The sequence below is a fragment of the Aneurinibacillus aneurinilyticus ATCC 12856 genome (assembly GCF_000466385.1).
In the GTDB taxonomy this organism is placed as follows: domain Bacteria; phylum Bacillota; class Bacilli; order Aneurinibacillales; family Aneurinibacillaceae; genus Aneurinibacillus; species Aneurinibacillus aneurinilyticus.
The window spans coordinates 1-26708 of the sequence record NZ_KE952649.1; the positions used below are offsets into that span (position 1 = coordinate 1).

At 40.8% G+C, this 26708-nt stretch carries 23 protein-coding genes; 4 read left to right on the forward strand and 19 right to left on the reverse strand.

The annotated features are described in order from the left end of the window. Positions 1-227 precede the first annotated feature (227 nt). The 3 genes from HMPREF0083_RS00290 to desA form a co-directional block, all read right to left on the reverse strand. Positions 228-827: a response regulator gene (locus tag HMPREF0083_RS00290; protein WP_021618870.1), complete on the reverse strand. Its 600-nt coding sequence runs from the start codon at positions 825-827 to the stop codon at positions 228-230. After that, complete coding sequence (locus tag HMPREF0083_RS00295) at positions 824-1960, reverse strand: sensor histidine kinase (RefSeq protein WP_021618871.1); 1137 nt, start codon at positions 1958-1960, stop codon at positions 824-826. The genes HMPREF0083_RS00290 and HMPREF0083_RS00295 overlap by 4 nt, the downstream gene beginning before the upstream one ends. A gap of 71 nt (positions 1961-2031) precedes the next feature. Next, on the reverse strand, positions 2032-3069 hold the full coding sequence (gene desA, locus HMPREF0083_RS00300; RefSeq protein ID WP_021618872.1) for a Delta(5) desaturase DesA: 1038 nt from the start codon (positions 3067-3069) through the stop codon (positions 2032-2034). Positions 3070-3478: 409 nt separating this feature from the next. On the opposite strand from desA, the gene HMPREF0083_RS00305 reads away from it, so the two are divergent. Together HMPREF0083_RS00305 and HMPREF0083_RS00310 are read left to right on the forward strand one after the other, a co-directional pair. Continuing rightward, entirely contained in the window at positions 3479-4195 is a 717-nt protein-coding gene (locus HMPREF0083_RS00305; RefSeq protein ID WP_040300981.1) for a 2-phosphosulfolactate phosphatase, read from the forward strand. Between the two features lie 36 nt (positions 4196-4231). Continuing rightward, positions 4232-4705, forward strand: coding sequence for a DUF441 domain-containing protein (locus tag HMPREF0083_RS00310; RefSeq protein WP_040300982.1), 474 nt, complete (start codon positions 4232-4234; stop codon positions 4703-4705). A gap of 8 nt (positions 4706-4713) precedes the next feature. Here the strand turns inward: HMPREF0083_RS00310 and HMPREF0083_RS00315 are convergent, their stop codons facing one another. From HMPREF0083_RS00315 to HMPREF0083_RS00355, 10 genes are all read right to left on the reverse strand, one after another. Further along, complete coding sequence (locus HMPREF0083_RS00315) at positions 4714-5973, reverse strand: MFS transporter (RefSeq protein ID WP_021618875.1); 1260 nt, start codon at positions 5971-5973, stop codon at positions 4714-4716. A gap of 198 nt (positions 5974-6171) precedes the next feature. Then, complete coding sequence (comA, locus tag HMPREF0083_RS00320) at positions 6172-7035, reverse strand: phosphosulfolactate synthase (protein WP_148315813.1); 864 nt, start codon at positions 7033-7035, stop codon at positions 6172-6174. Between the two features lie 83 nt (positions 7036-7118). Continuing rightward, positions 7119-7415 carry a hypothetical protein gene (locus HMPREF0083_RS00325; RefSeq protein ID WP_021618878.1) on the reverse strand — a complete coding sequence of 99 codons (297 nt, stop codon included), beginning with the start codon at positions 7413-7415 and terminating at the stop codon, positions 7119-7121. A gap of 133 nt (positions 7416-7548) precedes the next feature. Next, positions 7549-8691, reverse strand: a complete 1143-nt coding sequence (gene sat / locus HMPREF0083_RS00330; protein ID WP_040300983.1) for a sulfate adenylyltransferase — start codon at positions 8689-8691, stop codon at positions 7549-7551. 29 nt (positions 8692-8720) lie between these two features. Further along, positions 8721-9440 (reverse strand): phosphoadenylyl-sulfate reductase, encoded by a 720-nt coding sequence (locus tag HMPREF0083_RS00335; protein ID WP_021618880.1) that lies wholly within the window; start codon positions 9438-9440, stop codon positions 8721-8723. A 269-nt stretch (positions 9441-9709) separates the two neighbouring features. Next, complete coding sequence (locus HMPREF0083_RS00340) at positions 9710-10474, reverse strand: sulfite exporter TauE/SafE family protein (RefSeq protein WP_040300984.1); 765 nt, start codon at positions 10472-10474, stop codon at positions 9710-9712. A gap of 137 nt (positions 10475-10611) precedes the next feature. After that, the gene (locus HMPREF0083_RS00345; RefSeq protein WP_040300985.1) at positions 10612-13206 is read right to left on the reverse strand and encodes a metallophosphoesterase; all 2595 of its coding nucleotides are present in this window, start codon (positions 13204-13206) and stop codon (positions 10612-10614) included. 14 nt (positions 13207-13220) lie between these two features. After that, complete coding sequence (locus HMPREF0083_RS00350; protein WP_021618883.1) at positions 13221-14480, reverse strand: class I SAM-dependent methyltransferase; 1260 nt, start codon at positions 14478-14480, stop codon at positions 13221-13223. A 183-nt stretch (positions 14481-14663) separates the two neighbouring features. Beyond that, positions 14664-14801, reverse strand: coding sequence for a hypothetical protein (locus HMPREF0083_RS27720; RefSeq protein ID WP_021618884.1), 138 nt, complete (start codon positions 14799-14801; stop codon positions 14664-14666). Then, the gene (locus HMPREF0083_RS00355; RefSeq protein ID WP_040300986.1) at positions 14798-15883 is read right to left on the reverse strand and encodes a response regulator aspartate phosphatase; all 1086 of its coding nucleotides are present in this window, start codon (positions 15881-15883) and stop codon (positions 14798-14800) included. The genes HMPREF0083_RS27720 and HMPREF0083_RS00355 overlap by 4 nt, the downstream gene beginning before the upstream one ends. 855 nt (positions 15884-16738) lie before the next feature. Here HMPREF0083_RS00355 and HMPREF0083_RS00360 point away from each other — a divergent pair. Both HMPREF0083_RS00360 and HMPREF0083_RS00365 read left to right on the forward strand, forming a co-directional pair. Further along, entirely contained in the window at positions 16739-17767 is a 1029-nt protein-coding gene (locus tag HMPREF0083_RS00360; RefSeq protein WP_021618887.1) for an LLM class flavin-dependent oxidoreductase, read from the forward strand. A gap of 83 nt (positions 17768-17850) precedes the next feature. Next, positions 17851-18315 (forward strand): hypothetical protein, encoded by a 465-nt coding sequence (locus HMPREF0083_RS00365; RefSeq protein ID WP_021618888.1) that lies wholly within the window; start codon positions 17851-17853, stop codon positions 18313-18315. Positions 18316-18362: 47 nt separating this feature from the next. On the opposite strand, the gene HMPREF0083_RS00370 is transcribed toward HMPREF0083_RS00365, so the two are convergent. From HMPREF0083_RS00370 to HMPREF0083_RS00395, 6 genes are all read right to left on the reverse strand, one after another. After that, entirely contained in the window at positions 18363-19940 is a 1578-nt protein-coding gene (locus HMPREF0083_RS00370; RefSeq protein ID WP_021618889.1) for a hydantoinase/oxoprolinase N-terminal domain-containing protein, read from the reverse strand. Continuing rightward, complete coding sequence (locus HMPREF0083_RS00375; protein ID WP_021618890.1) at positions 19937-21034, reverse strand: DUF917 domain-containing protein; 1098 nt, start codon at positions 21032-21034, stop codon at positions 19937-19939. Before HMPREF0083_RS00375 ends, HMPREF0083_RS00370 begins: the two co-directional genes overlap by 4 nt. Positions 21035-21056: 22 nt before the next feature. After that, complete coding sequence (locus tag HMPREF0083_RS00380; protein ID WP_187374783.1) at positions 21057-22388, reverse strand: purine-cytosine permease family protein; 1332 nt, start codon at positions 22386-22388, stop codon at positions 21057-21059. A 55-nt stretch (positions 22389-22443) separates the two neighbouring features. Continuing rightward, positions 22444-23808: a hydantoinase/oxoprolinase N-terminal domain-containing protein gene (locus HMPREF0083_RS00385; RefSeq protein WP_040300988.1), complete on the reverse strand. Its 1365-nt coding sequence runs from the start codon at positions 23806-23808 to the stop codon at positions 22444-22446. Continuing rightward, positions 23789-24934, reverse strand: coding sequence for a DUF917 domain-containing protein (locus tag HMPREF0083_RS00390; RefSeq protein WP_021618893.1), 1146 nt, complete (start codon positions 24932-24934; stop codon positions 23789-23791). Before HMPREF0083_RS00390 ends, HMPREF0083_RS00385 begins: the two co-directional genes overlap by 20 nt. A 209-nt stretch (positions 24935-25143) precedes the next feature. Then, on the reverse strand, positions 25144-26550 hold the full coding sequence (locus HMPREF0083_RS00395; protein ID WP_021618894.1) for a sigma-54 interaction domain-containing protein: 1407 nt from the start codon (positions 26548-26550) through the stop codon (positions 25144-25146). Between the last annotated feature and the right edge of the window lie 158 nt (positions 26551-26708).

Consider the following 26708-nt stretch of genomic DNA (forward strand, 5'->3'; position numbering starts at 1 on the left):
GATCATACTGGATAATCAACACCCTTGAAAAATTGTCTATGACTAATAACCTTTCTTCATTTGTCATAGAAGTGGCGTTCCATTACTTCTCATTCTCCTTTGAAAAGTCCATATACCAATAATATACAATATTTCACTCTAAGTTGGTAAATAAAAAACCTGTCCAGAATTTTATTCCGAGCAGGCTATAATTTGAATCGTTTTTTCTGTATATAGGCAGGCGCGCCTTATTTAAACCAGCCTTTTTCTTTAAATCGTGTAATTGCTTCTATCCGGTTCTGTACTTCAAGCTTATCCAATATCGCCGAAATATAGTTTCGGACCGTCCCGGTTTTGATAAAGAGCTGATCAGCAATTTCCTTCGTGTTTTTTCCATCAGCTATAAGGGATAGCACTTCCTTCTCCCGCTCGGTAAGAGGGTTTTCTTCGCCGTAAACATCGTCCATTAATTCCGGTGCATAAATTCGCCTGCCTGCCATGACACTGCGGATCGAGCTTGCCAATTCCTCGCTGGGACTGTCCTTCAATAAGTAGCCGCTTACCCCTGCTTTTAAAGCCCGTTGAAAATAGCCGGAACGTGCGAACGTTGTTAAAATAATAACTTTGCAGCCTAGCCCTTTTAGCTCTTCCGCTGCATCAAGCCCGCTCTTTACGGGCATTTCAATGTCCATGATGCAAACATCCGGTTGATATTGATGCACAAGAGAAATGGCCTTTTCTCCATTACATGCCTTCCCAACCACTTCCATATCGTCTTCCAAATTAAGTAGCGAACCTAGCGCTCCTAACATCATTCGTTGATCTTCAGCAATGACAATTCGAATCATGTAAGCTCCTCCTTATCCGGCTGCTTTATGACATTCGGCACTTTTATGATAATTGTTGTTCCTTCCTGCGTAATAATTTCCAGTCTCCCGTTAACAAACTCCAGACGTTCTTTCATCCCCTGAAGTCCATGCCCTTTCGTAAAGGCATCATCTGTTACGATGCCAACTCCATTGTCCTGTACAGTAATGACGATTTCGTTCCATAATTGCTTGATGGTGATATGACAGGAAGAAGCGTTACTGTGCTTGACGACATTGTTCACTGCTTCTTTTATACACATGCTGAGAATATTCTCAATAAACAAGGACACATTTGTTAATGGCCCGTCTTGTTCGACAACAAGATGTATTTGAGCAGCTTCAAGTATTTGTTTAACGTGGATGATTTCTTCTTTTAATTTAATGCCACGCATTTGTGATACCATTTTTCTTACTTCATTCAATGCCGTTCTTGCAGTTTGTTGAACATCTTTCAATTCAGCTCGCGCCTGCTCAGGGTCTTTGTAAATTAATCTCCTCGCCAAATCGCTTTTCAGTCCAATAAGCGAAAGTTTTTGTCCTAACGTATCATGCAAATCGCGGGCAATTCGCTGACGTTCCTCATGTTTCACCAGCTCGGAAATTCTTTTGTTAGCATCTTGGAGCTGTTCTTCAAGCTGTCCTTGCTTTTTTCTGTTATAAATGTTGAACGGCAGAAGAATGACACTAATCCAAATGATGATAATAAAAGGGATTTGCTTTAAAAATAGCTGTTCTTGTAGAACCACATTATAATTTATTGAGACGGTTGTGCTGACTAAATGAACAATATATAACGTAATAAAAGCGAACCGGTCTTTTATATTACCGTTAAAGTAGGCAATGTAAAAGGCAAAATAAACATAGTGAAAAAGGATGGTCATCGTTATAGATATACCGATTAGAATACATGTCCATAAATAAACAGACCATCCTTTTGAAATAAAAGCGAAACGATATGCAATAAAGAATGCAATAGTCAGCAAAATGCCAACAATAATTTCGTTATTGGAGGAAGATTCGAATATAAAATAAAACGGTAAAATGCTAAAAACGCTCCATATATAAGGAGAAATCCCTGTGTTTTTCAGGGATTTAATATACCTTTTGGGCATTATTGAAACCTCTTTTGTAGTATTAATACTATCTTACCATAGAAAAAGCCTCTATAGTCTCAAATATACATCTATAACTCCGACTTCACATGAACGGAGACATTGTTTTTTTGATGCTCTACAGTGAAATCCTTGATCTCCTTAAATCCTACAAACTTTTTGTTTTGTTCGTCCCATAGACGAAATCGAAGTGAACGCAAGCTTGAGGCTATTGTAATCGTTTGTACGTTCTGTAAGGATAGATGACTGTTATGAACTTCTTCAAGGTAATAGTTAGGTACCCTTGGACTCAAATGATGTACATGATGAAAACCGATATTTCCTGTTATCCATTGGAGTAATTTTGGAAGCTTATAGAACGAACTTCCTTCCAGAGCAGCTTTTACGTAGTCCCACTCTTCCTCTTTTTCAAAATAAGAATTCTCAAACTGATGCTGGACATAAAAAAGCCAAATACCAAGAGAGCCTGAAACAAAAAAGATCGGGCCTTGGATCATCAGGAACGACTTCCATCCGATTGTCCAGCAAAGCAAACCGGCCAAACCAACGATTGAAAGGTTAGTAATATAAGTGTTAACACGCTCGTTAAGTCTGGCACCTTTTACATTGAACCGATAAGAAATTAGAAAAATATAGATTGGACCCAAACCAAACATAACAAACGGGTTTCGATACATCCGATATGCGAATCGAAGCCAAAGAGGCGCTGATACATATTCCTCCACTGTCAGCACCCATACATCCCCCGTACCACGCTTATTTAAATTACTGCTCGTTGCGTGATGAATGGAGTGACTGCGTCGCCATTGCTCATAAGGACACAAAGTTAAAATCCCTGTAATGGTTCCTATAATTTTATTAGCGAGCTGATTTTTAAAGAATGATTGATGACAACAATCATGAAAAATGATGAAAATCCGCACTAAAAATCCAGCAGCAATCGTACTGAGTCCAAAAGCAAGAATGTATGAAATGGATAAACTTTCATAAGCAAGAAACCATAACATAAAAAAAGGTACAAGGGTATTGATAAGCTGCCACGCACTGCTCTTTATATTCGGTTTTTCATAGGGAGCAATATGCTTCCTCAAATTATTTTGTTTGGTCATTTTTATTTGCGTCCCTTCTTCATTTGTTAAATCAAATTATGAAGGAATCATGTTGACCTTTAAAGTAATACGCGTCATGTACAAAACATGATAAATGTCATGTAAGCCACAATATATACAATGGCAGCTAGCGGTATTGCATTTAGCATACTCGCCCCTACGAACACTTTGTTTCTGCCAACATGTTTTTCTTTGTGCGGAATATCCTTATAACAGGTTTATTTTCCAAATGATAATATCGTTATCATCACGCCCCTCCTTTTCCCGGGTTGGTGTTTTAATTACACAGATACTTGTGCTTATTCGCAATGAAGCACACAGTGCAATCGGCTGTTTTCCACCTACATTCGTTCGTTCCGTTGAAGGAAGAGACTTCTTTTTTAATAATGATAAAATAGGAGGCGCTATCGTGCAGATCAAAACCATACAAACTGTTGAGGAAATTCGCCCTGAGCACACAGTAGGCCGAACTGTGATTATGATTGATGTGCTCAGGGCGTCGAGTACAATCGTAACCGCTTTACACTCCGGTTTTGTCTCCGTCATTCCAGTTGCATCCATCGGACAAGCGTATGACTTGCGATCTCCTGCTACCATTTTGGCTGGAGAGCAGTATTGTGAAAACATTGCCGACTTTGATTACAACAATTCACCAACCGCCCTCTATAAGGCAAAGCATAGTGGAAAACACCTTGTTCTCATAACGACAAACGGTACAAGGGCTCTCCAAAAGATAGACAAAGCAGAGAACATATTCATTGGATGTTTTCTCAATTCTACTGCATGCATAAGGAAAGCTCTTTCCTTACATCACGATATTACGCTGTGCTGTGCGGGTACGCGCGGAGAATTTGCATTAGAGGATGGTCTTGCTGCCGGATTGATGGTTCATGTAGCTAAAAATTCTTTCCCTTTCGTACATGCATGTAATTTGTCTGAAAAATTAGAAGCCTGTTATCTCCACCATTTCCCTCAGCTTGTCCAGTGTCTTCTTGCGTCCACTACAGGAAAACGTTTAGTTGAGCATCAACATACAGAGGACATTTTTTTCTGTAGCCAGGTTGATTTTTTACAAGCCGTCCCGTTTATTCATGAAAAAAGAATACTTCTGTCCTCTTTCTCATAAAAGTAAGATGAAGAAAAGGACAGGGGTTTGATGCGAATGCAAATATCTCCAGGTGAAACCGTACTTGTTATACTAATTATTATCGGATTAATTGGTCGCTCACCCATTCTTGCCACGGCGGCCAGTATGCTGCTCGTACTAAAACTTGCTTCCCTTGAACGTTTTTTTCCAGCGGTAGAACGCCGCGGAATGGAGATGGGACTTCTCTTCCTAACAATAGCCGTATTAGTGCCCTTTGCCAGTGAAAAAATTACGGTTAAGGATCTCATTCCGCTTTTTACTACGCTCGTAGGAGTTGTCGCTCTAACAGGAGGAGCGCTCGCTACTTATTTGAATGGAAAAGGATTAGAGATGCTACGAGCGGAACCGCATCTCATCGTCGGCCTTATCGTCGGCTCCATTATTGGGATCGTATTTTTTCGAGGGATACCGGTTGGCCCGCTCATGGCGGCCGCTATTACCACTATCTTACTAAAATTCATTTATTTTGTTTTACGATTTTTCAACTAAATTGCACATTATGTGGGAGCTTTTTCATTTTTTCTAAAGAGCGTTCCCGACTCATATTCTTTATTTGTCTCATCTCCATTTTTAGTGCCAGGCTTAATAAAGAAAAAAGTCGAAATTAAAATAACAAAGCTTAATCCTGCCATACTGAAAAACACTGTCTTATGTGAAATTTTCATCAACCAGCTAAAGATAGGCGGGCCGAAAGCAACACCAAGAAAACGGACACTTCCATACAAAGAGGTAATCATTCCTCTTTCCGCTTTCTCTACGGCACCTGTAATGAGTATATTTAAACAAGGCAATAATAACCCGGTTCCGATGCTTCCTGCTGTTAATAATCCGATGATAAGGTAAATTTGCTTAAAGAAAGCAACTGAAACCATAGAGGCAGTCAGAATAGCCAATCCTGTTACCATAACCCTGCGAATCAGCGGCTTATTTTGTTTAATTTTTGCCCCGGTAATGTAGGCGGTAACAACCATTCCAAACAAGGGAATGGCAAGGATAACACCTTTAATCATTCCAGCAATTTTGTATGTATCCTCCAGCAAGTCGGATAAGTAAAATAAAACACCAAAAAGAATAAATAATCCGGTAGCCCCTACAAAGAAAGAAGGAATTAGCCATCTTCCTTTATCTTTAAAAATTTGTCCCAACGCTCCAAGATACTGGGAAAGCGATTGCCCTTCTGCTTTTTTCTTCTCTTTGACCCCAAACCATACATAAACGGCAACAGCGAAACAAAGAATGGGGAATGTAAAAAAGACCGCATACCATGTTATAAGGGCAATGGCTGAACCGATAATCGGTGACAAGATTTTCCCCATACCATTCGATGATTCGATAATTCCCAATGCCTTGCTCTCCTCGGCTCCTGAATATAAATCTCCAATGAGCGCCATAGCAATCGGGGCCGTACCCGCTGCCCCAATACCTTGGATAATTCTTCCAACCAAAATGCTTATATAGGAATTTTCCAGCAGCCAGGCTGCCAGCCCTGAAATAATTCCGCCAATCCCGTATATAATTAACGACGGAACAATAATCCACTTGCGGCCAAAACGATCTGACAGGTACCCAACCAGCGGAATAATAATACCTGCCGCAAGCGAGAATAACGTAATTGTAAGGCTTGTCTGGAATTGAGTTAAACCCAACTTTGCCTTCATTGTAGGAAGCACGGGTACCAACATTGAATTTCCCAATACCATTACGATCGGAATAAAAGCAATTGCGATCATAGCCGATGTTCCTTGTTTTGCTTCCATCTTTCTTCCTCCCGTTTTCGCTCCTTTATTCCTGTCCTCTATTTACCCTTTCCTATATCGTCATTTTTGATACCGCTCCCATATATCCAGTACTATCCAGGGTGAATAACCGCCACATCATGCCCCAAAAGGGGGTCGGGTCATCCCCGCTGTCCATGGACGAATGAGAAAGAACCGCCAAACAAGGCGGTTCCTGCTTTATAAAATAATATGTCCTGTATTTTTATAATCAGTAAGACAATCCGCCTGTATCGCAGAGCTTTCACGTCCGAGAATAAATGTATCAAATCGCAGGCCCCTGCGCAGGCACTCAAGATTATAAGCATCCTCAAATTGAATATTTCCCATATTTACATTTCGTCCCCAAAAATAGAGCAGCTCGATTTGCTGATTTTTTTGCGGTGCTTCCCATATAAGACGTTTTCTAACATCTGCTGGAATCGCTTGTTCAACGGCAAGCAAAAATTCTGTATCAATGCGGCCTTTCTTATCATATATGCCCACATTGGTGCCCGATTCCCTGCCCTCTACGATGACGTAGGAAGCGCCATGTTCCAAATCAGAATAAAGCGTTTTTTGCAAGTCTTCTACACTAAGATGACTGCCGCCTGCTTTTTTGCCGCATTCCGTAATTACAGTAAAGCCTCTTGCTGTTATTTCCCGTATCATATTGTGTCGCTCGCTGGTCGGCAAATCGATTGTTCCATCAGAAATCTCCATGTAGCTAAAGCCTAGCTTCTCTATTGAATCTAAATAGTTTTTCAGAACACCCTGATAATATGCAATTTCAAATAATGTGCCTCCCGGATACAATGCCACTCCAGACTCTTGAGCTAAAAAAAGCTTCTTTCGCAAAATTTCAGGCGGATATAATATTGTAGTGCCGAAGCCAAGTTTAATGTAATTAACATATTGACCGGCAAGCTGTAAAAACTCTTCAAATGAAGCCAGGCCGATCCCTTTATCAATTATCATTGTTAGGCCAAAATCTTTTGACTGATCCACTCTTTCTCCCGCAGGATCTACAAGTCGTGGATGATAAGCAACATCCGGATGGTTCACAGCCACGCTTCCTCCTTATCGACGAATGTTTTCTGCAAATCATCCTATGCACAGTAGCCTATACACGTTCTGTTTTTCATCCGTTATTCCTCATTATTGTCCTTTTTATGCAACTCAATTAACTGGCCGCCCAAATGAATGTATATGTTCGGTTCCGTTTCGCCCTCCCCAAGAATCGCTTTCTTTAACCCATCAATAAAGTGCGTCACAATATCGATAAAGTTCTGCTTCTCCCCTTCTTCATTCAATTGCCCCATCACATAAAGCTCTTTATCTTCTTTATATAAATAAGCAATATAGCCTGCCGCTTTACCGCTTGCATCTACTACATTTAAAATTTCCCCTTGCTGATTTTGAAATTCCGGTTTAAAAAACAGCACCGGGAAGCCTCCTTCCGTTTTTAACTTATTATCTTATGTGCTTCTCAATATATAGCTTGACCAAACTTTAATCTTTCATCCATAAAGTAAAATACGTGCGCAGCCAAACTGGCTACGCACATTGAGCGCTTCCTCACTGTTTATCCGCCGCCATTGCCATGCCGCGGATAAGCACTTCCGCCACTTCCGGGCGGCTGAACTCCAATGGTGGTGCTTCTCCATCCCTAAGCATCTCTCTTACTTTTGTTCCGGAAAGAATAAGATGCTCCTCTGGGGAATGAGGACACGTTTTGGTTGATGCCATATTACCGCATTTCTTACAGTAAAAGCTGTGCTCAAAAAAGAGCGGAGTAATTCCAAGCTCTTCTGCAGTAAAGTTGCGGAAAATCAATTGTGCATCGTACGTACCATAATAATTACCGACTCCTGCATGATCACGCCCTACAATAAAATGAGTACATCCATAGTTTTTACGTACAAGCGCATGAAAAACAGCTTCCCTTGGACCCGCGTACCGCATTGCAGCCGGAAAAACCGTGAGAAGCACGCGTTCCGCCGGATAATATTCCCTCAGAAGTACTTGATAGCTTTCCATGCGAATATGCGCGGGAATATCATCTTCCTTCGTTTCACCGACAAGCGGATTTAAAAAAAGACCGTCTACAATTTCCAGGGCTGATTTTTGAATATGTTCATGCGCACGATGAACAGGGTTTCGCGTTTGAAATCCGACAATCGTTCTCCAGCCTTGCTTGGCAAAGACAGCTCTTGTGTGTGCGGGATCAAGATAAAATTCATCAAACTCATCCTTTTCCGGACGTCGCACAAGTGTAATAGGACCAGCAAGGTACATATCAGGCCTTTCCAGCAGCTTTTTCACGCCAGGGTGCCTATCGTCTGTTGTTCCATATACTTGTTCAGCCTCAAGCCTCTTATCGGAAAAATACTTCTCTTGCAGCTCCAAAATCCCGTATACCTTTCCTTTATATACAAGCTTTATCTTATCGCCTATTTTAAGAGAATCAGCTACATACTCTGTAACGGGGAGAGTAATAGGAATTGACCATATATGTCCATCTGTCAATCTCATCCGATTTATAACAGCATAGTAGTCATTTTCCCCAAGAAAACCAATAATGGGGCTATACGCACCTATCGCGATTAACTCAAGATCAGATAAGGCAAAACGATCAATCTCAATTTCCATAAGAATAGAAGAATAATCATATTGGAGATTCACACGATTGATCAGCGTTCCACCATGTGGTTGATTCACCTTTCATCCGCTTCCTTTCCTGTTTTGCTTTATTGATGAAGGCCGCATTCTGTCTTTTCAAAACCTGCCCAGCGTCCGGCGCGAAAATTCTCGCCGACTTCCACCGGCAAAGTACAGTGCTCACAGCCAATACTCGGATAGCCTTTGTCATGGAGTTCATTATACGGTAGCTGATACAGATTAATGTAATTCCATACATCATCCCACGTCCAGTGAATGAGGGGACATATTTTAATGGAAGCAAATTTTTGATCTTTATTTATGAACTGAACATGTGCACGCGCAGATGATTGCTCCCTCCGCAGTCCGGACAACCAGGCTTTCTTATTGGCTAACACTTTCGCAAGCGGCTGCAATTTGCGAATACTGCAACACGTATTTGGTTCTGTCCTCCACAAAACGCCTCCATGCTGTTCAGCCTGCTGCGCAAGCGTAAGAGCAGGCTGAATAATCTCAATTCGTAATGATGGATAAGCCTGTTGAACTTTTTCAACTAATTCATACGTCTCTTTAAAATGTACATTCGTATCAAGAAAAACGATATGTGCATTCGGACGAATTTTACTAATCATATCAATGAGTACAATTCCTTCTGCACCAAAGCTACAAGCATATACAAGCTCATCCGCAAAAGTATGATACGCCCACTTCACAACATCGATTGTGTCTTTATAAGATAGCTCTTTATTCATCTCCTGGTACGCATCATCTGTAAGTTGATGAAATGATAAATTGCTACAGTGCGACATCGCTTACCTCCCGTTGTTAAAATCATGATTTCTTGCGGCGGAATGCCGTCTTTTGCTTTTGTATTATATTGTGGTTATGCCTAGGGTTCCGTAACGGGCGCTTGTATCCAATCGGTCCACACCGGTTAAAGTGCTCACCGCTCCCGTGGTGCATCCTGAAACAAAAGAATAATTTCAAATCTCCCCTTTTTCCCGGAGCGCTTTTCTTTTTTGTTATGTATAAAAAGGAAAATGGACTTACGGGAAGAAGAAAAGATTTAGAGTACTTCTTATATAAGCTTCAAACCGCTTATGAGGACAATTGTAGCGATAACCGTACGCAGGGGCCGTGCCGGAACTTTGGCCGATAAGGTGCTACCGAACATAACCCCCGGAATTGAGCCCAGAAGAAGATTACCCACCAATAAATAATCGACACTTCCAGCGCCAGCATGGAGCGCACCTGCAACTGTTACAAGAAGAAAAGCATGAGCAATATCCGTCCCTACTATCTCCGATGCCTGCATGCGATACAGATATAGCATGGCAACAGCAAATAAAGAACCCGAGCCAATAGAGGTAAGCCCTACAATAAAACCGAAAACAATACCGATACAAATGGTCAAGCCTTTTTTTTCTTCGAGCGATGCCAATTGCCAGCGATTCGGCCGCAGCCTCTTATCAAAAAACACACGAATGACAGTAGCAATAGAAACAAGGATTAAAACATATCCGAGCGCACTTTTGATGAATTCTTCCTGATTATAATAAACATCGGCAAAGAAATGCAGGGCATATACAGCAATAACCGCACTCGGGATGCTGCCGAAAGCCAAATATTTTACTAATGTAAAATTTACTGTTTTTTGCTTCCAATGCTGGATAACACCAAACATTTTTGTAACAGAGTTGTAAACTAAATCCGTCCCTACAGCAATAGAAGGTTGAACCCCTATGATGATTAAAATAGGAGTTAAAAGCGCAGCGCCTCCTACACCTGTCAGCCCAACTAAAAAACCAACCAGCAGCCCCATTACCGTTATTTCGATACTCACCTTTTCCCTCCCCATCCAACCTACGAATGAACTTACATATTCATTGGTATATGCCTATGAAGAAAAAATGGTGTGGCAAAGATATACAAAAAAACAAGTAAAAAGCCGCTCAAGCGAGCGACTTTTTATGACTATCTTTACAGCCTTGGGTCAATTTCTTTTTCTTTGCTTGTTTCAAAAAGCATATTTGCTACTAGCTGTTGGTATTCTTTGTTGTTTTCGTTAATACTGTCCAGCTTATGTGTCAGCATCTCTTTCCCTAATTTATATTCGGAAATGGCTGCCTTCACTTTCTTCCCAATATTCTTTTGTTTAATTAGCTTGCTGTATTTCCGCGGGAAACGATAGTCGTATCCATATATAATCGTTAAATAATCCGGGTTTCTTACTTTCATATATGGCGTTATGCCATCCTTTATGATATCCGGCTTAATGACGATCCCTTCCATTCTTTTTACTGTAGTCGTGTGTTTGTAAAATTCCCCTGCCATCTCAAGCCAATTGTTCTCGGTAAAATCAATAACAGCATATTCATCGGTAGAGAGGAACTTGAACATATCCGAAGTACGGAATGAAGGAAACTCTTCTTCCCCGTCCTTCTTAACGATTTTCAAAATATCGAACGGTTTATACTCAATCTCTCCTTCTTGGCCATATAGCAGAAGCTGTTCTTTATAATGATCGTACGCATGGATATGCTCCTCAAGAGGCATATATGATCTCATCACTTCTTGTACATGTTTAAAGTTCTGATAGATGGCGTCACCATACTTTTTACTAAGCTCTTTTTTGGACATTTTATTCTGATCTTCATCAAAGCCACTCGATTGATATGCTGTTATTAAATGCTGAAGCTGCTCTTCAAATCCATATTCTTTTAAGAAATGCAATTCTGATTCAATCGCTTTATCGATGACATTGAATTGCCTTTCAATCAGTCCCTTCCCTAAAACGCTCCAGGGCAACAACTCTCCATCCAAAATCAATGTTTCAATTTCATTATCTTGCATATAAGAACCGAATTGGTTCAGCAATCGTTCGTAAACATGTGTTAACGCTTCATGAGTAGCTTTATAGCCATTTCGGCTAACAGAAAAACATTTCTCTATATTCTGATTTACATAAATCGTACATCTTGAGCCCATGTATTTTGGTTGGAGTACAACTTTATCAATGCCTTTATTTTTAAAATACAATAACCCATTTTTTAAAGATTCCAGTTCATGATTTTCCTCATCCTTATCAGCAGGAGGCATCGTCCCGGAAATAAAATTAATCTTATTTTTTAACACATAATACAAGCGTTTTTTATCATTATCATCCAGATTGTCAAGAGAAACCTTCTCTTTTGTTTTAAACAAAGAAGGCAACTGTTCTGTAATTGCCACACCTTTGGATTTTTGTTTTTTAAATAACGGTCTTCCTGTGTCCAGCACAACAGAGGTCAGCGCATTTCCATACACACAACCTGTATCAATCCCTATTTTATTTTTAACTCTTGTACTATCATTTGTTGCAATATGACCAAACACATGATATGGATGATTTGTTACTGCCTCATTTTTAATAAAAGATAACTGCTCTTCCAGGCTTTTATCTTTATCAACTGAAAATTTCCGTTGTTTTCTCAAAGCAACATTACTTAATTTACCTACATATTTATTTTTACAAGGGGCATGGGTAATATAGAATGACGGTGTAGAAAGGCCAATAAACCTATAGAACTCTTTGGATATGTCGACTAAGTGAAAAAATTGCTCCTTTTGTTTATCATTATGTTGCAGCACTTTAATCGAATCGAAATATTTGTCTATTAGCTCATTATTCATCTTAGAAGCTGATAGCTCCCCTTTTAAATATTTATATACAAAATTTTCATGGTTTCCTTTTACGATATAAAACCACTCCAGGTTATGACTAATAAACTCAATGATTCCCTCTGTATTTTTTCCTTTATCAATAAAGTCTCCGACAAGCACAATTTTATAGTTTTCTATTTTCTTCGTATGCACGATTTTATTGTCTTGAAAAACAAAACCATATTTGGCAAGCAATTCTTTTAGCTCTTCCACTCTTTCATGCACATCTCCGACAATAATATACCTGCCTTCTGCCGGAAGAATATGGGACATATATTCTTCTGCATCTTCAACAACGACTGTATATGCTGTATTTGCTTTACCTGATTCAGCGTTATAAAAATCCCTCGCCCTGATCCTATGAATTTGATTGTATTTTGCACGATGAATTTTGCTCATCACTTCCTTTTTTAATCGGCTGACATGATGAGCGATGATTTTTCGTGAACAATCAGATGAGTAATATTCTTTCGTATTTTTGTAGTCGAATAAAACGATTTCTAGATGATATCCATTTTCTTTTGCGATTTTTTGAACCTCTTCCCTAAACTCTTCTGCCAGCCCAATCGTATCAACAATGACAAATTCTGCTTGAATCGGAAATGATGTGACTGCCTTTATCTTCTCAAACAGCATATGAAAGGCTTGTTGACTGCTTTCTAGCATAATTTGGCTATGTTTATGATAATTATGACCTAATATTTCTTGTCTAATCTCATCTGATGAAATATATTGCACGTTTGATTTGAAGTTTTTACTTGCATCCTCAAATTTTAATTGTGGAATCAAAACATTCTTTGCAAACGTTGTTTTCCCTGATTCTGTCGCTCCGACCATCATAAATATCGTATGAACCTTTGTCCTAATTTCCACTCCTGCATGCTCCTTTATTTTGTAATTAAAACTCCTTGCGTTGTATACACATCATCCACACTATCTCCTATATTTAAGAATTGGAGCGTGTAATTTGTTTCCTTGAATATGTTATGAATCCATGTTTCGAATTCATTTTTATTCATTTCCCATTTATGGTCACTATGCCTGAATGCATCCAATGCATAATATTCATTAAAATTGTAGTTTGGAGTAGTAATAATAAATTTATCAAAATTAACATTCTCATAAATAGATTTCACCAGCAGTTCTGCCTCTAATACATCCATGTGCTCAATTACTTCCGTTAAAATTACATCGACTGCTTCTCCATTGTATGACTCCAGGCACGCCTGAATAGACGGAAACGTAATCAAGTTTTCGATATTTCGCTTTTTTGCCTTCATATCTACTTCTTTAATCCGTTTTTCGTCTATATCAATTGCATAATAAAAGCTGTCTTCTATTTTCTCCGAGAAGGGCAAAGCATAAAAACCTTCCCCACAACCAACATCTAATATCGACTTGTCAAAACATATTATCTTTTCAATAAATTGCTTGCGTTGTATAGCTGTATTACCAAAAGCAAATCGAATCGTATATTTGTCCGTCCGCTCAAGTTCTTCCTTAAATTTATAAAAAATTTCCTTATTTATTAAAACATTTCTTGCAAATAAATACCTGATATAATACGGAGCATCGATTATCCTCATGCTTTTAAGATACTTCTCAACTAAACTATCACTAACACCCACATATTCCTTACCAAGCATGGCCAAGAATAAAAACAGAACATTCGCGAAATTTATCAATTCATATATACTTTTATTTGATTTAATCGTCAGCTTATAGCTTTTATGTGTATGCTGCTTTATTTCAACATGAAAATCCGTAAAATGCTTATTAAAAAAATCAATATAGCGAGGATGGTTAATATGTATCATATTAACGAAGAATACATTCTCATATCCATCTTCATCTTTTTCATTTTTATTTTTAAACGTAGCGGACAAAAACTCCGCAATCGCATTTAAAGGGAGTAAAGGCGTGTTATATCTGGAAACATTCAAATATTCAAAGGTTTCATCCTTATGCTGCTTATAGGAAACATCGTTGTCCGCATCCTTAAAATAAATATTATATGTACCTGTGCCATGATACCATCCATATGCTATCCCTTTTCTAATCGAACGCAACTGCATTCCAGATGCAGGATTTTTTTTTATGATGAACGAAAAATCTGGATTACTAGATTTTATCTGTATAATAGCCATTTTGCTCTCCTTCCGCTTTACATCGTTATTTCTTCCTAATTTATATTTTATATGAAAAAATGTCCAGATTATCCATTTTACTTTCTATTATTAAAAACAAAAAAGAGGGTGGATTCATCCTCCCTCTTTTCACACATAAATCTAAATAAGGATCCCTTTACACACTATCACATGTTTAATGCATTATCCCCCATGGTGTGCAAATGTGGTTATTGGCGCTTTATCCTTAAAATTAGTCGTGTCTTTTGAGTAAGGTTCGGTAATTCCAAAGGCAGCAGCTAACACCAATAAACCTAGTAACAACTTTGATTTTTTAATCATTTAATATCCTCCCTTTGTAATTTATTATTAGCTTCAAGAGCTAATTGATAGTATTCACAAGCTTCTCTAAACTTCCCATGCTGATACAGATAGCCGGCATACTCTTTAGCATACTCTTCAGCAAACGCCCAGCTTTTTTTCTGCCGGAAATACGCTATCCCATCTAGAATTACCTTTTTATTGTGAGTATTGTATATTGAATTAATAATATTCAGATGATGAATATAGTCTTGTTCTCCAATCTCAGTACACATCCTTATACCTTTTTCAATAAATTCTGTTGCTTTCTGTTTATTACCAATTTTAAAGTACTCTCTTGCCAGAAGGAAAACAGCTTTATAGCCATAAAGCTTTTGCTTATGATAGGCAGATTCCAAATATGGAATGGCTTTTTCTGATAAGTTCTGTGCAGCATATAAATATCCTAAGTCTTTTGTTATACGATACAGTAATCTATCATTATTTTTAAGGGATTCCGCAAGATGTAGAGCGCTGATGAGATGAATTTCTGCGCTTTCAAAATCTTTCCCAAGTATTTTACAAATACCCAATAAATTTTCACAATCAGCTTGTCTATGTTTATAATTTGGGTATTTGTCAAAAATCGCTTTAGCTTTTTGAACATGTTGCAAAGATATATGTATCTCTGGAATAAAGCTGAACGCCCAAGCAACTTTAAAATGAAATTCCGCTTTCTCAATTTCATCTGGAATGGTTTCAAGTTTTTGTTCGGCAAAAGCGTAAGCGGAAATAGCCTCATAATAGTTTTTTAAACTATATTCATACATTCCCTTGAAAAAGTAGTAATAGTAAGCTAGAAAATCGTCTAATTTTTCTGGTTCTACTTTTTCCGGAAAAGCTTCAGAGCCTATTGTATTTTCGTTTAATAACTTATAGCGAAACTCCAGAAGCGAATAATAAACTAAAAGAGTCTGATTCTCTTCCATTCTATTAATTTTTTCATCCACTTCTCTTTTAATATTGTGGATTATTTCGTCATTTTCTTCTCGAATATGTATATACCACGTATTAAGTAGCTTCATCATCTGTTCAGAAGTAATTACTTCGTATTGTTTTTGCATAAAACACACCCCCATACACTTTGAATCTTGTAAGAATATCAAGAGAGAAGCTATGCTGTATGATTTAGTGTGATTAATAAATAAAATATCAACATCATTCCTCGTATAAAGAATATACCTCTTTTTCCAGTTTTATTCCAGTCCTAATCATTGGAAATCTATTACATTTTTCGACAATTCAGCTGTAAGCCAAAGTATAGCTTACCTTTATCTTCTTCATTCCTTAGTTCGTATTGAATAGCTACGTTTCTTTGAAATCATTCACAAAAAAATAACCCGCCTGTCTGATTATAAAACCAGACAGATGGGTTATTTTCACACAATTTGTTCCGCCAATAAATGGCCAGTCACTAAACAGCAAACTTATTGTACCATGCAACCTTTTCCTATACAAAGATAATTTCATAATTTAAAATTGAATACCACACCTATTGATTGAATATTTTATTTTGCGCTGTTCACTCTTTTTCTTGTTAAAAAACAATAAAGCAGCAGCCAATATATCATGCCTCCTGCCACGTACATGCCTACATCTATCGGATCACTTGTACTCTTCGTATTATATAAAGGAGTAACATACTCCCAGGATAAGCCTGCAAGCATGGAGAAAACGAACGTGTGCCAAAATGACACGAGCGTTATGTCCTTTTTCTTGTACAAGCTGAGTAATAAACACCTTCTCTGTTATTGCTATATCGATAATTATCGATATAATAAATATGCGGCCAAAAATGCCGTTTTTATACTTTCAGCTTCATTGCAAAAGCACGACACATTAACGGTAATCCTGAGGGCTGTTCCAGGAATGTATAAACATTTTGCCAGAGCATCGTTATAAAGCAGGAGGATAAAACCATGTCCGAAGAAAATTTCTTAAAGCAAAGCAAAAAACAATTTAATGATATTCCATTATCGATTCTCGACCTTGCTCCAATCGTGAGCGGTGGGACGCCGGCCGACTCTTTTCAAAATACACTAGATCTTGCCCAGCACGCCGAGAAATGGGGTTTCAACCGCTATTGGTTAGCTGAACATCACAATATGCCTGGTATCGCCAGCTCGGCAACCTCTGTAGTTATCGGTTATGTGGCAGCCGGCACGTCAAAAATTCGTGTAGGCTCCGGTGGTATTATGCTGCCCAATCATGCCCCCCTTGTTATTGCTGAGCAGTTCGGTACATTAGAATCGCTATATCCCGGACGAATTGATCTCGGCCTAGGTCGCGCTCCAGGTACAGATCAGATGACAATGCGTGCATTGCGCCGCGACAGCCGAAGTGATGGTCAGGATTTTCCCGAACAATTAGATGAACTGCGTTCTTATCTGAACCCATCTTTATCAGCTGGCATGCGTGTACGGGCCATTCCTGGTGAGGGACTGCATATTCCAATCTGGTTATTAGGCTCAAGCGGCTTTAGCGCCCAGTTAGCCGGTCAGCTCGGCCTGCCCTTTTCCTTTGCAAGCCATTTCTCTCCGGATAATACATTGCCTGCACTTGAAGTATACAGGAGCAATTTTCGGCCTTCCGAGGTACTTGATGAACCGTATGCAATGGTTGGCGTTAATGTGATTGCAGCCGATACAGACGAAGAAGCCCGCCGGCTGGCTACCTCAATGGAGCAACAGTTCCTGAATTTAGTGCGGAATCGTCCCAGCCCGCTAAAACCGCCAGTAGAAAATATGGATGATCTTTGGAATCCTTTTGAAAAAGCTACCATCCAACAGCAGCTACGCACCTCAATTGTCGGCAGTCCAAAAGTCGTTACAGAGAAGCTACGGACATTCCTTGATAGTACACAGGCTGATGAGCTTATTATCAATTCCCAGATTTATGATCACAAGGCACGTCTTCATTCCTATGAAATCCTGTCCAGTTTGAAATAAATCCCTGAATACAGATGCTTGTTTGCTGTTTTCCACTAATGGTAAGATGAGAACTAACCAGGGAAAACAGGGGAAATTTTCACATGACGACAAAACGGGATAGTACACGAAACGATAACGATATACGTCCAATTATTACAAGAAAAAACACGCAGAAAAAAAATACTGTCGCAGCCCCTTCTCGCTCAAAAAATTCTCCGCTTCCTTCCGCAAAGCGCACAGGTGCTCGTTCATTACGCTGTCCTGCCTGTGAGGGAGCAAAAATTGTCGGAACGATTAGGGGCTATCGTTTTACGTATTTCTTTCTTTTTGTGTTCATTTTTTTCGTGCTTCCATTGGCAGGATTAAGTCTTATTCTGGCCAGCTCTTATTCAACTCCATTTTTATTGTCGCCTGAGTTTATACGTTCGATGAAATTATTCGCTATTTTCTTAGCAGCTCTAGTCATTCCAACCGGTCTTGCTGTAGGATTAATTGGCCGCAGAAAGGTTATAAATACCTGCATGAAGTGCGGCCATAGATGGAAGCCTTCTGAAAAAAGGAAATAGCAAGAACAAAAAAGCGCCGATGCATAAGCAATCGACGCTTTTTTGTCTTAATGATTTACTTGTTCCAAGGTAGCATCCAACTTACCTGCGGCTTTCACACGAATCCGCGTTGCATTGCCAGGCAGGTAAGCAAGCGGTACATCCTCTATATCTACAATCTCCACTGTGTCTGGATTGGCTCCTGCAGCTACCGCCTCACTTACGGCGATTTCTTTTGCCAGCTCAAGCGTCTTATCTCGCCCCAGTTCATCCAGAGAAAACACTCTCTCCACCTGACCGCTGATCTGGGCAATCGCTGCACCAATGGCATTGGCTACACCGAAATGCTCAGGCCGGATTACTTGCGAAGCACCTGCCATTTTATCCGGTAACAGAATACTGCCCCCGCCAACCAAAATAACCGGTACCGACTCAGCGCTTGTCTTCATTTTATCAATAGCCACTTCAACCATTTCCACCATCCGCTTATAAATACGCTCCAGCAATGACCGTTCAATATGTGATACTTTTGAAGGGTCCCCCAACTGCACCTTTCCAAGTGCTACTACAACATCAGTGGTAGTCAGTGTATCACCGCCAAACACTAATCCTTTCTCTGAAAGGCGATATCCTACGCTGTCAGGACCAATCGTAAAGGAACCATCTTCTTGTAAGCGTATAATCGTTCCTCCACCTAAGCCAATGGAAACGAGATCAGGCATGCGAAAGTTGGTACGTGCTCCGCCGATTTCAACAGCAAGTGATGATTCACGTGGAAATCCATTCATGAGCACACCAATATCTGTAGTCGTGCCCCCGACATCCACGACAAGAGCATTGGACAATCCAGCCAAATAAGAGGCTCCCCGAATGCTGTTCGTAGGGCCGCAAGCGACTGTAAGGATCGGATATTTTACTGCGTATTCCACGCTCATCAATGTTCCATCATTTTGACCAAAGAACACTTTTGCATGAATCCCTTCTTCCTCAAGGGCGCGAACAAATCCATCCGCTGTCGTTTTTGCCACATTCACAACGGCTGCATTCAAAATCGTAGCATTTTCCCTCTCAAGCAGACCAACACTCCCAATCTCATGGGACAAAGAAAGGGCTACCTCTTTGCCCAGTATATCCTGTATAACTTCCGCCGCTCTTAGCTCATGTTCTTTCGATACAGGGGAAAACACGGAGGTGAGTGCAATGGAATCAACCTGTCCATTTAATTCCTGAGCAATCCGAATTAATTCGTCTTCATCCAATGGCATAATCTCTCTGCCATCAAACTCATGCCCACCCTTAAGAATATACACATGTTCCCCTAACTGTTTTCGTAGATCATCAGGTACTCCGATTAAAGGCTTCACCGATAATGTAGCGGGTGCTCCAATTCGGATAATTGCAATCTTATTCAGGCGCTTCCGTTCCACAATCGCGTTTGTGCAATGTGTCGTGCCTAACATAGCAAAACGAATGTGCTCACGAGGAACACCCGATTTTGCAAGAACTTCCCTCATGGCGCGGTAAATTCCGGCACTTACATCCTCTGTCGTTGCACATTTAGTCTCAGCAATCACCTGATAGTTCTTATCCAAAATGACGGCATCTGTATGTGTTCCACCAACGTCAATTCCAATTCGATAACTCATCCTAGCAATGCTCCTTTCTTCACCAACAGCTCCACAGGGGTATATTCTACATCGTAACCAAAGTACCCCGGCCCGCATGTTGCAATTCCTTTTGGAGTTCGCCATTTTGGATGGCAAGGAATTCCTGCAACAACCGTTCGTGCACCGTACCGCAGGCCTTCAGTTGTGATGGGCAAGCCGGTCTCCTCATCGAGTACAGCAATCAAGTCGGGTGTGACGCATAGCAATCGTTGTTCAGTCGTAGCAATTAAATGCTCATTTTGGAACCGTAATTGCAGCTTCTCTCCTTTATTTTTACCGATGCCTTCCAATGTTGCTGTGCCACGCGCAAATCCGGTTTCTGTTTTACGGTGAATATCCACTACTTTCCCGTTAAATAACTCGAAACCCTTCGTCAGATTCAAGACCTCCCGGATTGGATTTTCATTTTGTTCTTTGGCAAGACGAATGGTACGCCCAATTCCCTCTTCCAATTGTAAAATGTTATGAATGCCACTTTCCTTTAAATTGCGGCCACTCATAGGGTAAATAGCGAACATAACCGAACCGCCCATTTGAATGGTCGCTGCACGCGCAATCCGCTCGGCCCATACATTATCAATCGTGGTTAACAGGTTCACATTCCCTTTTTCGTCAGCAATGACCATAGGCGAAGCAGCGATCCCATCTAAATAGAAAGTTACCATCTGCAGTTCCGGAAACGCTCGCCCCATCCCATCCACGTCTATCACCGGCAAGCCAAGCTGAGCAGCCAGGGCCAATGGCAGCATAGAGTTAACACCGCCCGCCTCAATGGGATAGGTGGCGAAAATTTCTTTTCCTATATATTGCTCCAAAGTTTTAAAAGCTTTTTTGGCTTCCTGGCCGCTTGGTGCCTTTTCGACCATTACGGTTGGTGCGCCCATCATGCCGGATGATACAACAAGTGCGTCTTCCGGCACCTCATTAATGGACAAAAGGCGAATGGGGCCAAATTCTTCAATGGCCTGCAGCGCCATAAGCTTTCCAATATACGGATCCCCGCCTCCTCCGGTTCCAAGCAGCGCAGCGCCTACTGCAATATCTTCAATTTCTTGCTTTCCTAACAGTCTCATATTCTCACTCCCATTAACCAATTTAACCTACGTTATTAGTAAGATTTTTGTTGTCATCTTGTTCTTCCATACGCGCTATCTTGAAAACTTTCATACCCGCATAATACACAATGCCGCTTACAAGAAGTGAATTTAGGGATGGAATGCCCATGTCGAACCAATATCCGGCTGTAAAGCCAAGTGCCCAGGCAATGAGCGTAATCGGATTTATACTCTCGCAGATTGCGGGCAACTCCCCCCGTTCTCGACTTTCATCCAGTATGTTCCGGTTGCGTTTTAACACAAAGTAATCTACAACCATAATCCCGGCAATCGGTGGAATCCATATGCCAAGCAGTGTAAGGAAATTAACAAATTGGTCTAGTATGCCCATAATAGATAACAATGTACCAATTGTTCCGATGACAAGGGTAACCCATCCCCGATTCATTTTAATCCGGAATACGGAATCTAATACATTCGTAATACCTAGTGAGGAAGAGTACAAGTTTATATCATTGATTTTAACCGTGGCAAAAATGACAACCGCCGCACCAAGCCATCCCGCCGTTTGCACAATGATGTCCACTACGTCTGAGCTTTTCACAGCATGTGCCATCAGAACAGCGATCATATTAACTCCAAGTTCACCAACAATCGTTCCGATAACCGTCATCCATAATACATCCTTGCCATTGCGACAGTATCGGCTCATATCTGGAGTAATCACTGCCCCAACCATAAATCCCCCGGCTACCATCGTGGCAGCCATACCTAAAGAAAGTGCCGGCCCTGGTGCTGGAGAGGTTATCAACTCGCCTACGGAATGATGACGAAGAATTTCATAAATGCCGTATGCTACCACCGCCAGAAATCCGGGAACAGCTATCTTAGCCGTCCAGCTAAGCCATTTAAAACCATAAATAACAATAACCGTGACCAGAAATCCCGTAAGAGCGGCAGCAAGCGGAAAACCAAGCACTCCACCTAAGGCTTCATCGAGCCCTTTAGCAAAAACAGAATTTTGAACCCCGAACCAGCCGATCAAGCTAATCGCCACTACTACACCGATAATGCTTGATCCGTACTTTCCAAACCCGGTCCAACGAGCCAGCAAGCTCGTAGACATCCCTTCACGCGCACCTGCAATACCAAGAAACAAGCTTACAATCTCTAAAATGACACTGCCAAGCATCGTCGCCCAGAATGCCTGCCAAAAGGTCATGCCATAGCCCAATGCAGCACCAAGCATAAATTGTGAGAGCGCCGTCAAAGCTCCAATCCGAACGAGTAGCACTTCCCACATGGGAAGTCTCGCATGTGCCGGAACCCTGGATAAGGAAAAATCATCTGCCATATTGGATTGTCCTGCCAATTGCATTGCCCCCTTTATTGCGTATTCATTTGTTCTTTGGCCCTGTGACTTTGTTCTATGCAAAATTGCCGAACGCTCGAACTTGAATGCGCAGCGCCTGATTGGGCACGTACGCAAGTGGAGACACCTTTACGCTTTGTAGCGCAATAGACCTTTCTTCAGCACCTGCCAGTATGGCTTCTTTAATCGCCTCTGCTGCTGCCTTTTCAATGACTTGTGTTTTGCCTGTACCTTCGGAAAGCCAATACATGCGCTCTATCCAGCCCCCTACTGGTGCCATGCATGCCCCAATGGCGCTTGCGTACGAAAAGTATTCCGGTTGAATCACCTCAGCCCATGGCTCATGAAAACGTCCGGCAATTTCACTGCATTCATTGCCTACAAATACAATCGGCAACGGTTCGTAAGGTGGCTGAAACCGCTGGGTAGCTTGATACACACGTTCCAGGACCTCATCAGAAGCACCATGTATGATGTTATCAATCATTACAACCTCAGGAATATGAACATGCATATACATTCCTGCGATATCCCTTTTAGACCATCGTAATTTAGGAATACCTTCTTCAACCATCCCAATGTATAGCCTTTTATTCTCGACAATGACGACAATGCAATCTTCGCGACCCGCTAGCAGGGAGGCACCACGCAAACTATTTGCAATCCTTGAGTGTAAAGTACGGATAGGATAAGAAATCGCCCTTTCATATGTCATCAAGAATCCATCATTTTGGCTTAGAAAAATACCAGCATGAATATCATATTGTCGAAGAACCTGTTTTACATTTTGAAAAAGAGAGGGAATGACAGAGGACAGGGCAGCATTTAAAATAGCAGCATTCTCCCGTTCCATAAGTCCAATGCTGCCAAACTCGTAAGATAGCGTGATTGCCCGCCCTTCCCCAAACTTCTTCTGAATCCATTGTGCTACTGTTTGTTCATGCTCGGGATTTACTGGGGAAAAAGCGGATGTAACTGCAAACGTCGCATGCTCAGGCAGCGCAGCGCGATCCATCTTCTCATTCCACTCATTCATCATAAGATCCTGTATGGGACTGCCGTCTACATAATGACCACCTGAGAGCTCTACACATGTCAACTGTACAGTTTCCCTTACTATGTCAGTTACTTCATAGAAAGGAGGCAGACTATTCTGTGAAGAGCCTATTCGGATCGCGCATACGTGCACAGCTTCGCTTTCCCGCAGTCCTTCTTCATACTCACTTGATGCGCTAATGATAACTTGTTTAATGTCAGATAGACGAATACCCTGCTGCTTCATCTCCTCAAGTATCTCTTTCATTCCCGACAGCGGATGCTTTATAACCGAACGCGTGCTAACATAAAACATACGTATTTTTTCGTCCATTACTATACAATCGACCCGCTGCTTTCCGACATCAATCCCAAGCCGTAGCATGTCCCACTCCTCTTTTTGCATCCATTTGTTCATACAGGGATTCTACAGGAAGAAAAGAAAATGGGCTGCCGTATGTTTCCGGGCCTACAACTTCCAGCATCTTCGAGGTTCTCACCAAAGGGGGTGAAGGTATGCCAAGCACCCATACATTGCGATTTTTCTCCAATTCTTCTACTTGTACAGGATGTCCCGTATCCGCATCCAACACGCAGATTAAATCAGGTGACATCACACGTACGTTCTCTTCTTGTTTACACAATACATATTCGTTACAAAACAAAATTTCCCATTGCTCAGCAGTGTACTCTCCTCGGCCTTCTAAGAAAAGCGATCCACTAAGCTGCCCTTCTTTCATATCACAGTATATCTCCACAATTTTCCCTTTTGTTACTAGCCGCGGTGTTCCATATACGGAATTGCTTAATTCCTCCATAAGCACCCGAACAACTTGATGAATATCTTCATGCGCTTTTTTAACCCCTCTTCCCAGGCGCCATGCAAGTGAAAATGTGTGGTAAATGGACGTTTCCCGCATATGCTTTGTCTTCATCGCATAACAGGCAAACGCAGCCCATCCTCCCATATTCATTACTGTGTTCCGTGCAATACATTCTGCTTCTTCATTGTTATCACTTTGAATCAAAATGCTTTTTCTTTTCTCATCCGTCATCACAAGTGGAGCAAGAGAAATATCGAACGCATGATATGTTGTCATATGGATACCTGTAAACGCTCTTCCCATACCGTCACAATCTATCACAGGAAGACGTGCCAAAGCAGCTGTAAGAATGGGAGTAAGCACGTTAATACCAGCGATTTCGATTCCTGCGACAGCTCCTGCTCGAATTTCTTTTTCTTTTTCTACCGCCCGTAGCACTTCAACCAATTCCCATCCGGTTGGTATCTTTTCATTCATAATCGTCGTAGATCCCATGATTCCGACAGGAATAATCCATTCCGTCTCTTTCACATCAAATGGATGTTGCAGCTGTACTGGCCCGTGTTCACGTATTGCCCGTTTGGTCAGCAATTCGAGTATATTACTGCTTCCACCTCCTCCAGCACCAAGATATTTTGCCCCGCAAGCGAATTGAGAAACATCCTGTTCAATAATTGTCTGTTTCATTATTTAACCCCTCACAATTCCTAATTTTTGCAAATAATGTGCCAATAAAAAATAAAAAGAATTCTGCTCATAAAGGAAAATAACTAGCTATAAAACCTAAAAAAAGGAACTTTTTTAGAAAAAAAGACAGAGATATGGATAAGAATATAGCAGTTCATAACATTAATTCTCATTTTTTCTCTATTTTTATCTATTTTTCTTCTTTATTCTCATTTTGATAATTTTTTCTCATAACGAATCTTTTGTAAACGTCGATATAGCGTAGCGATGCTAATGCCAAGAGACGCTGCTGCTTTTTTCTTTCCTTCCGTGCTTCTGCCAAACCGCTGCAATGCCTTCAGGATTAATTCGGTTTCCTTTTCATCAATAGTCAAGATTTCCCGCGGATTATCATGTACAGTTTCCACAGGTGGCTCTTTCGTTAATTTAGGCATGATTTTTTCGTCTATTTCCCTTAAGGAAGCAGGCAAACTTGTTACTGTAACCAACTCGCCAATTTCTAAATTCATAATGTATTCTACTACATTCTCTACCTCCCGGATGTTTCCTGGCCAATGATAATCATACAGACGTTTTAATGCTTGAGAAGAAAGACGTTTCTGTTCTTTTCCCAGCCGTTTACTGCATCTTTTCATAAAATAATGAATTAAGTCATACAGGTCTTCCTTCCTGTTTCTCAGCGGCGGCACGTATAAAGGTATGACATTCAAACGAAAATATAAATCTTCACGAAACCTGCCATCAACAATCATCGCTTCCAAATTTTTATGCGTAGCAGCAATCACACGAACATCAATCGGAATCGTGTCCGTACCTCCGATCCGTTCGATTCTTCTTTCCTGCAGAACACGCAATAGCTTTGCTTGAAGAAAAAGCGGCATGTCTCCAATTTCATCAAGAAATAATGTTCCTCCACGCGCCAGCTCGAAACGGCCTTCCTTCCCCCCTTTTTTGGCTCCCGTAAAAGATCCCTCTTCATATCCAAACAGCTCGCTTTCAAGCAGCGCCTCGGGAATAGCTGCACAGTTCAATGCTACGAATGGGCCGTCTTTTCGCATACTGGTGGCATGAATTGCTTGGGCGAATACTTCTTTCCCTGTGCCGCTCTCTCCTCGGATTAATATCGTGGAATCCGTCGGTGCGATATGTGCCGATTGTTTTTTTAGGGAAACAATGATATCACTGTTACCACGAATATCGCTAAATGTATAGCGAACGGGATGCTTGCGACGTTCTTCTTTGTGTTCTGCATACGGTGCCGCAGTAAATTGCAGCACAGCTCCTGCCACCTTCCTATACACAAAAAGCGGACGAATGCGGCATTCGTACATATGAAGAAAATTCGCAGCATCTTTAATGCGAACTGGTATTTTGTGGGCAGGTTTTCCTTGCTTAATTAAGGCCTCAATTTCTCCTCCTTCTACTATCTCTCGAATATGTTTGTTCGTTAATGCGATTTGAGAGCGCTTCCATACATTTTCTGCTACTGCATTTGCATGCAGAATGTTACCCAACGCATCTGTTACTACAACAGGCACTGGAACCATGGATAGTAGTACTTGTACCTCTTGTAGCAATCTTTTCTTTTCTGCATCTAATTTTTCTGGCGGTTGCACCCTTTTCCCTCCTTTTCCGCTCTCTTCGCTAACCCATCTAACGTTTTATACAGTATAGCACATGAAATATTCAGAAAATGGAGGAAGATTCAGCCTTCGAAACAAAACCATATCCTTATATAAAAGGAACTTTCATACAGCGGGGAGACTGCTGCCTA

What these genes read in the sequence shown, in the direction of transcription:
- HMPREF0083_RS00290 (WP_021618870.1), bottom strand. Translation starts at nt 827, where the DNA reads ATGATTCGAATTGTCATTGCTGAAGATCAACGAATGATGTTAGGAGCG.
- HMPREF0083_RS00295 (WP_021618871.1), bottom strand. Translation starts at nt 1,960, where the DNA reads ATGCCCAAAAGGTATATTAAATCCCTGAAAAACACAGGGATTTCTCCT.
- desA (WP_021618872.1), bottom strand. Translation starts at nt 3,069, where the DNA reads ATGACCAAACAAAATAATTTGAGGAAGCATATTGCTCCCTATGAAAAA.
- HMPREF0083_RS00310 (WP_040300982.1), top strand. Translation starts at nt 4,232, where the DNA reads ATGCAAATATCTCCAGGTGAAACCGTACTTGTTATACTAATTATTATC.
- HMPREF0083_RS00315 (WP_021618875.1), bottom strand. Translation starts at nt 5,973, where the DNA reads ATGGAAGCAAAACAAGGAACATCGGCTATGATCGCAATTGCTTTTATT.
- HMPREF0083_RS00335 (WP_021618880.1), bottom strand. Translation starts at nt 9,440, where the DNA reads ATGTCGCACTGTAGCAATTTATCATTTCATCAACTTACAGATGATGCG.
- HMPREF0083_RS00350 (WP_021618883.1), bottom strand. Translation starts at nt 14,480, where the DNA reads ATGGCTATTATACAGATAAAATCTAGTAATCCAGATTTTTCGTTCATC.
- HMPREF0083_RS27720 (WP_021618884.1), bottom strand. Translation starts at nt 14,801, where the DNA reads ATGATTAAAAAATCAAAGTTGTTACTAGGTTTATTGGTGTTAGCTGCT.
- HMPREF0083_RS00355 (WP_040300986.1), bottom strand. Translation starts at nt 15,883, where the DNA reads ATGCAAAAACAATACGAAGTAATTACTTCTGAACAGATGATGAAGCTA.
- HMPREF0083_RS00360 (WP_021618887.1), top strand. Translation starts at nt 16,739, where the DNA reads ATGTCCGAAGAAAATTTCTTAAAGCAAAGCAAAAAACAATTTAATGAT.
- HMPREF0083_RS00365 (WP_021618888.1), top strand. Translation starts at nt 17,851, where the DNA reads ATGACGACAAAACGGGATAGTACACGAAACGATAACGATATACGTCCA.
- HMPREF0083_RS00370 (WP_021618889.1), bottom strand. Translation starts at nt 19,940, where the DNA reads ATGAGTTATCGAATTGGAATTGACGTTGGTGGAACACATACAGATGCC.
- HMPREF0083_RS00375 (WP_021618890.1), bottom strand. Translation starts at nt 21,034, where the DNA reads ATGAGACTGTTAGGAAAGCAAGAAATTGAAGATATTGCAGTAGGCGCT.
- HMPREF0083_RS00385 (WP_040300988.1), bottom strand. Translation starts at nt 23,808, where the DNA reads ATGCTACGGCTTGGGATTGATGTCGGAAAGCAGCGGGTCGATTGTATA.
- HMPREF0083_RS00390 (WP_021618893.1), bottom strand. Translation starts at nt 24,934, where the DNA reads ATGAAACAGACAATTATTGAACAGGATGTTTCTCAATTCGCTTGCGGG.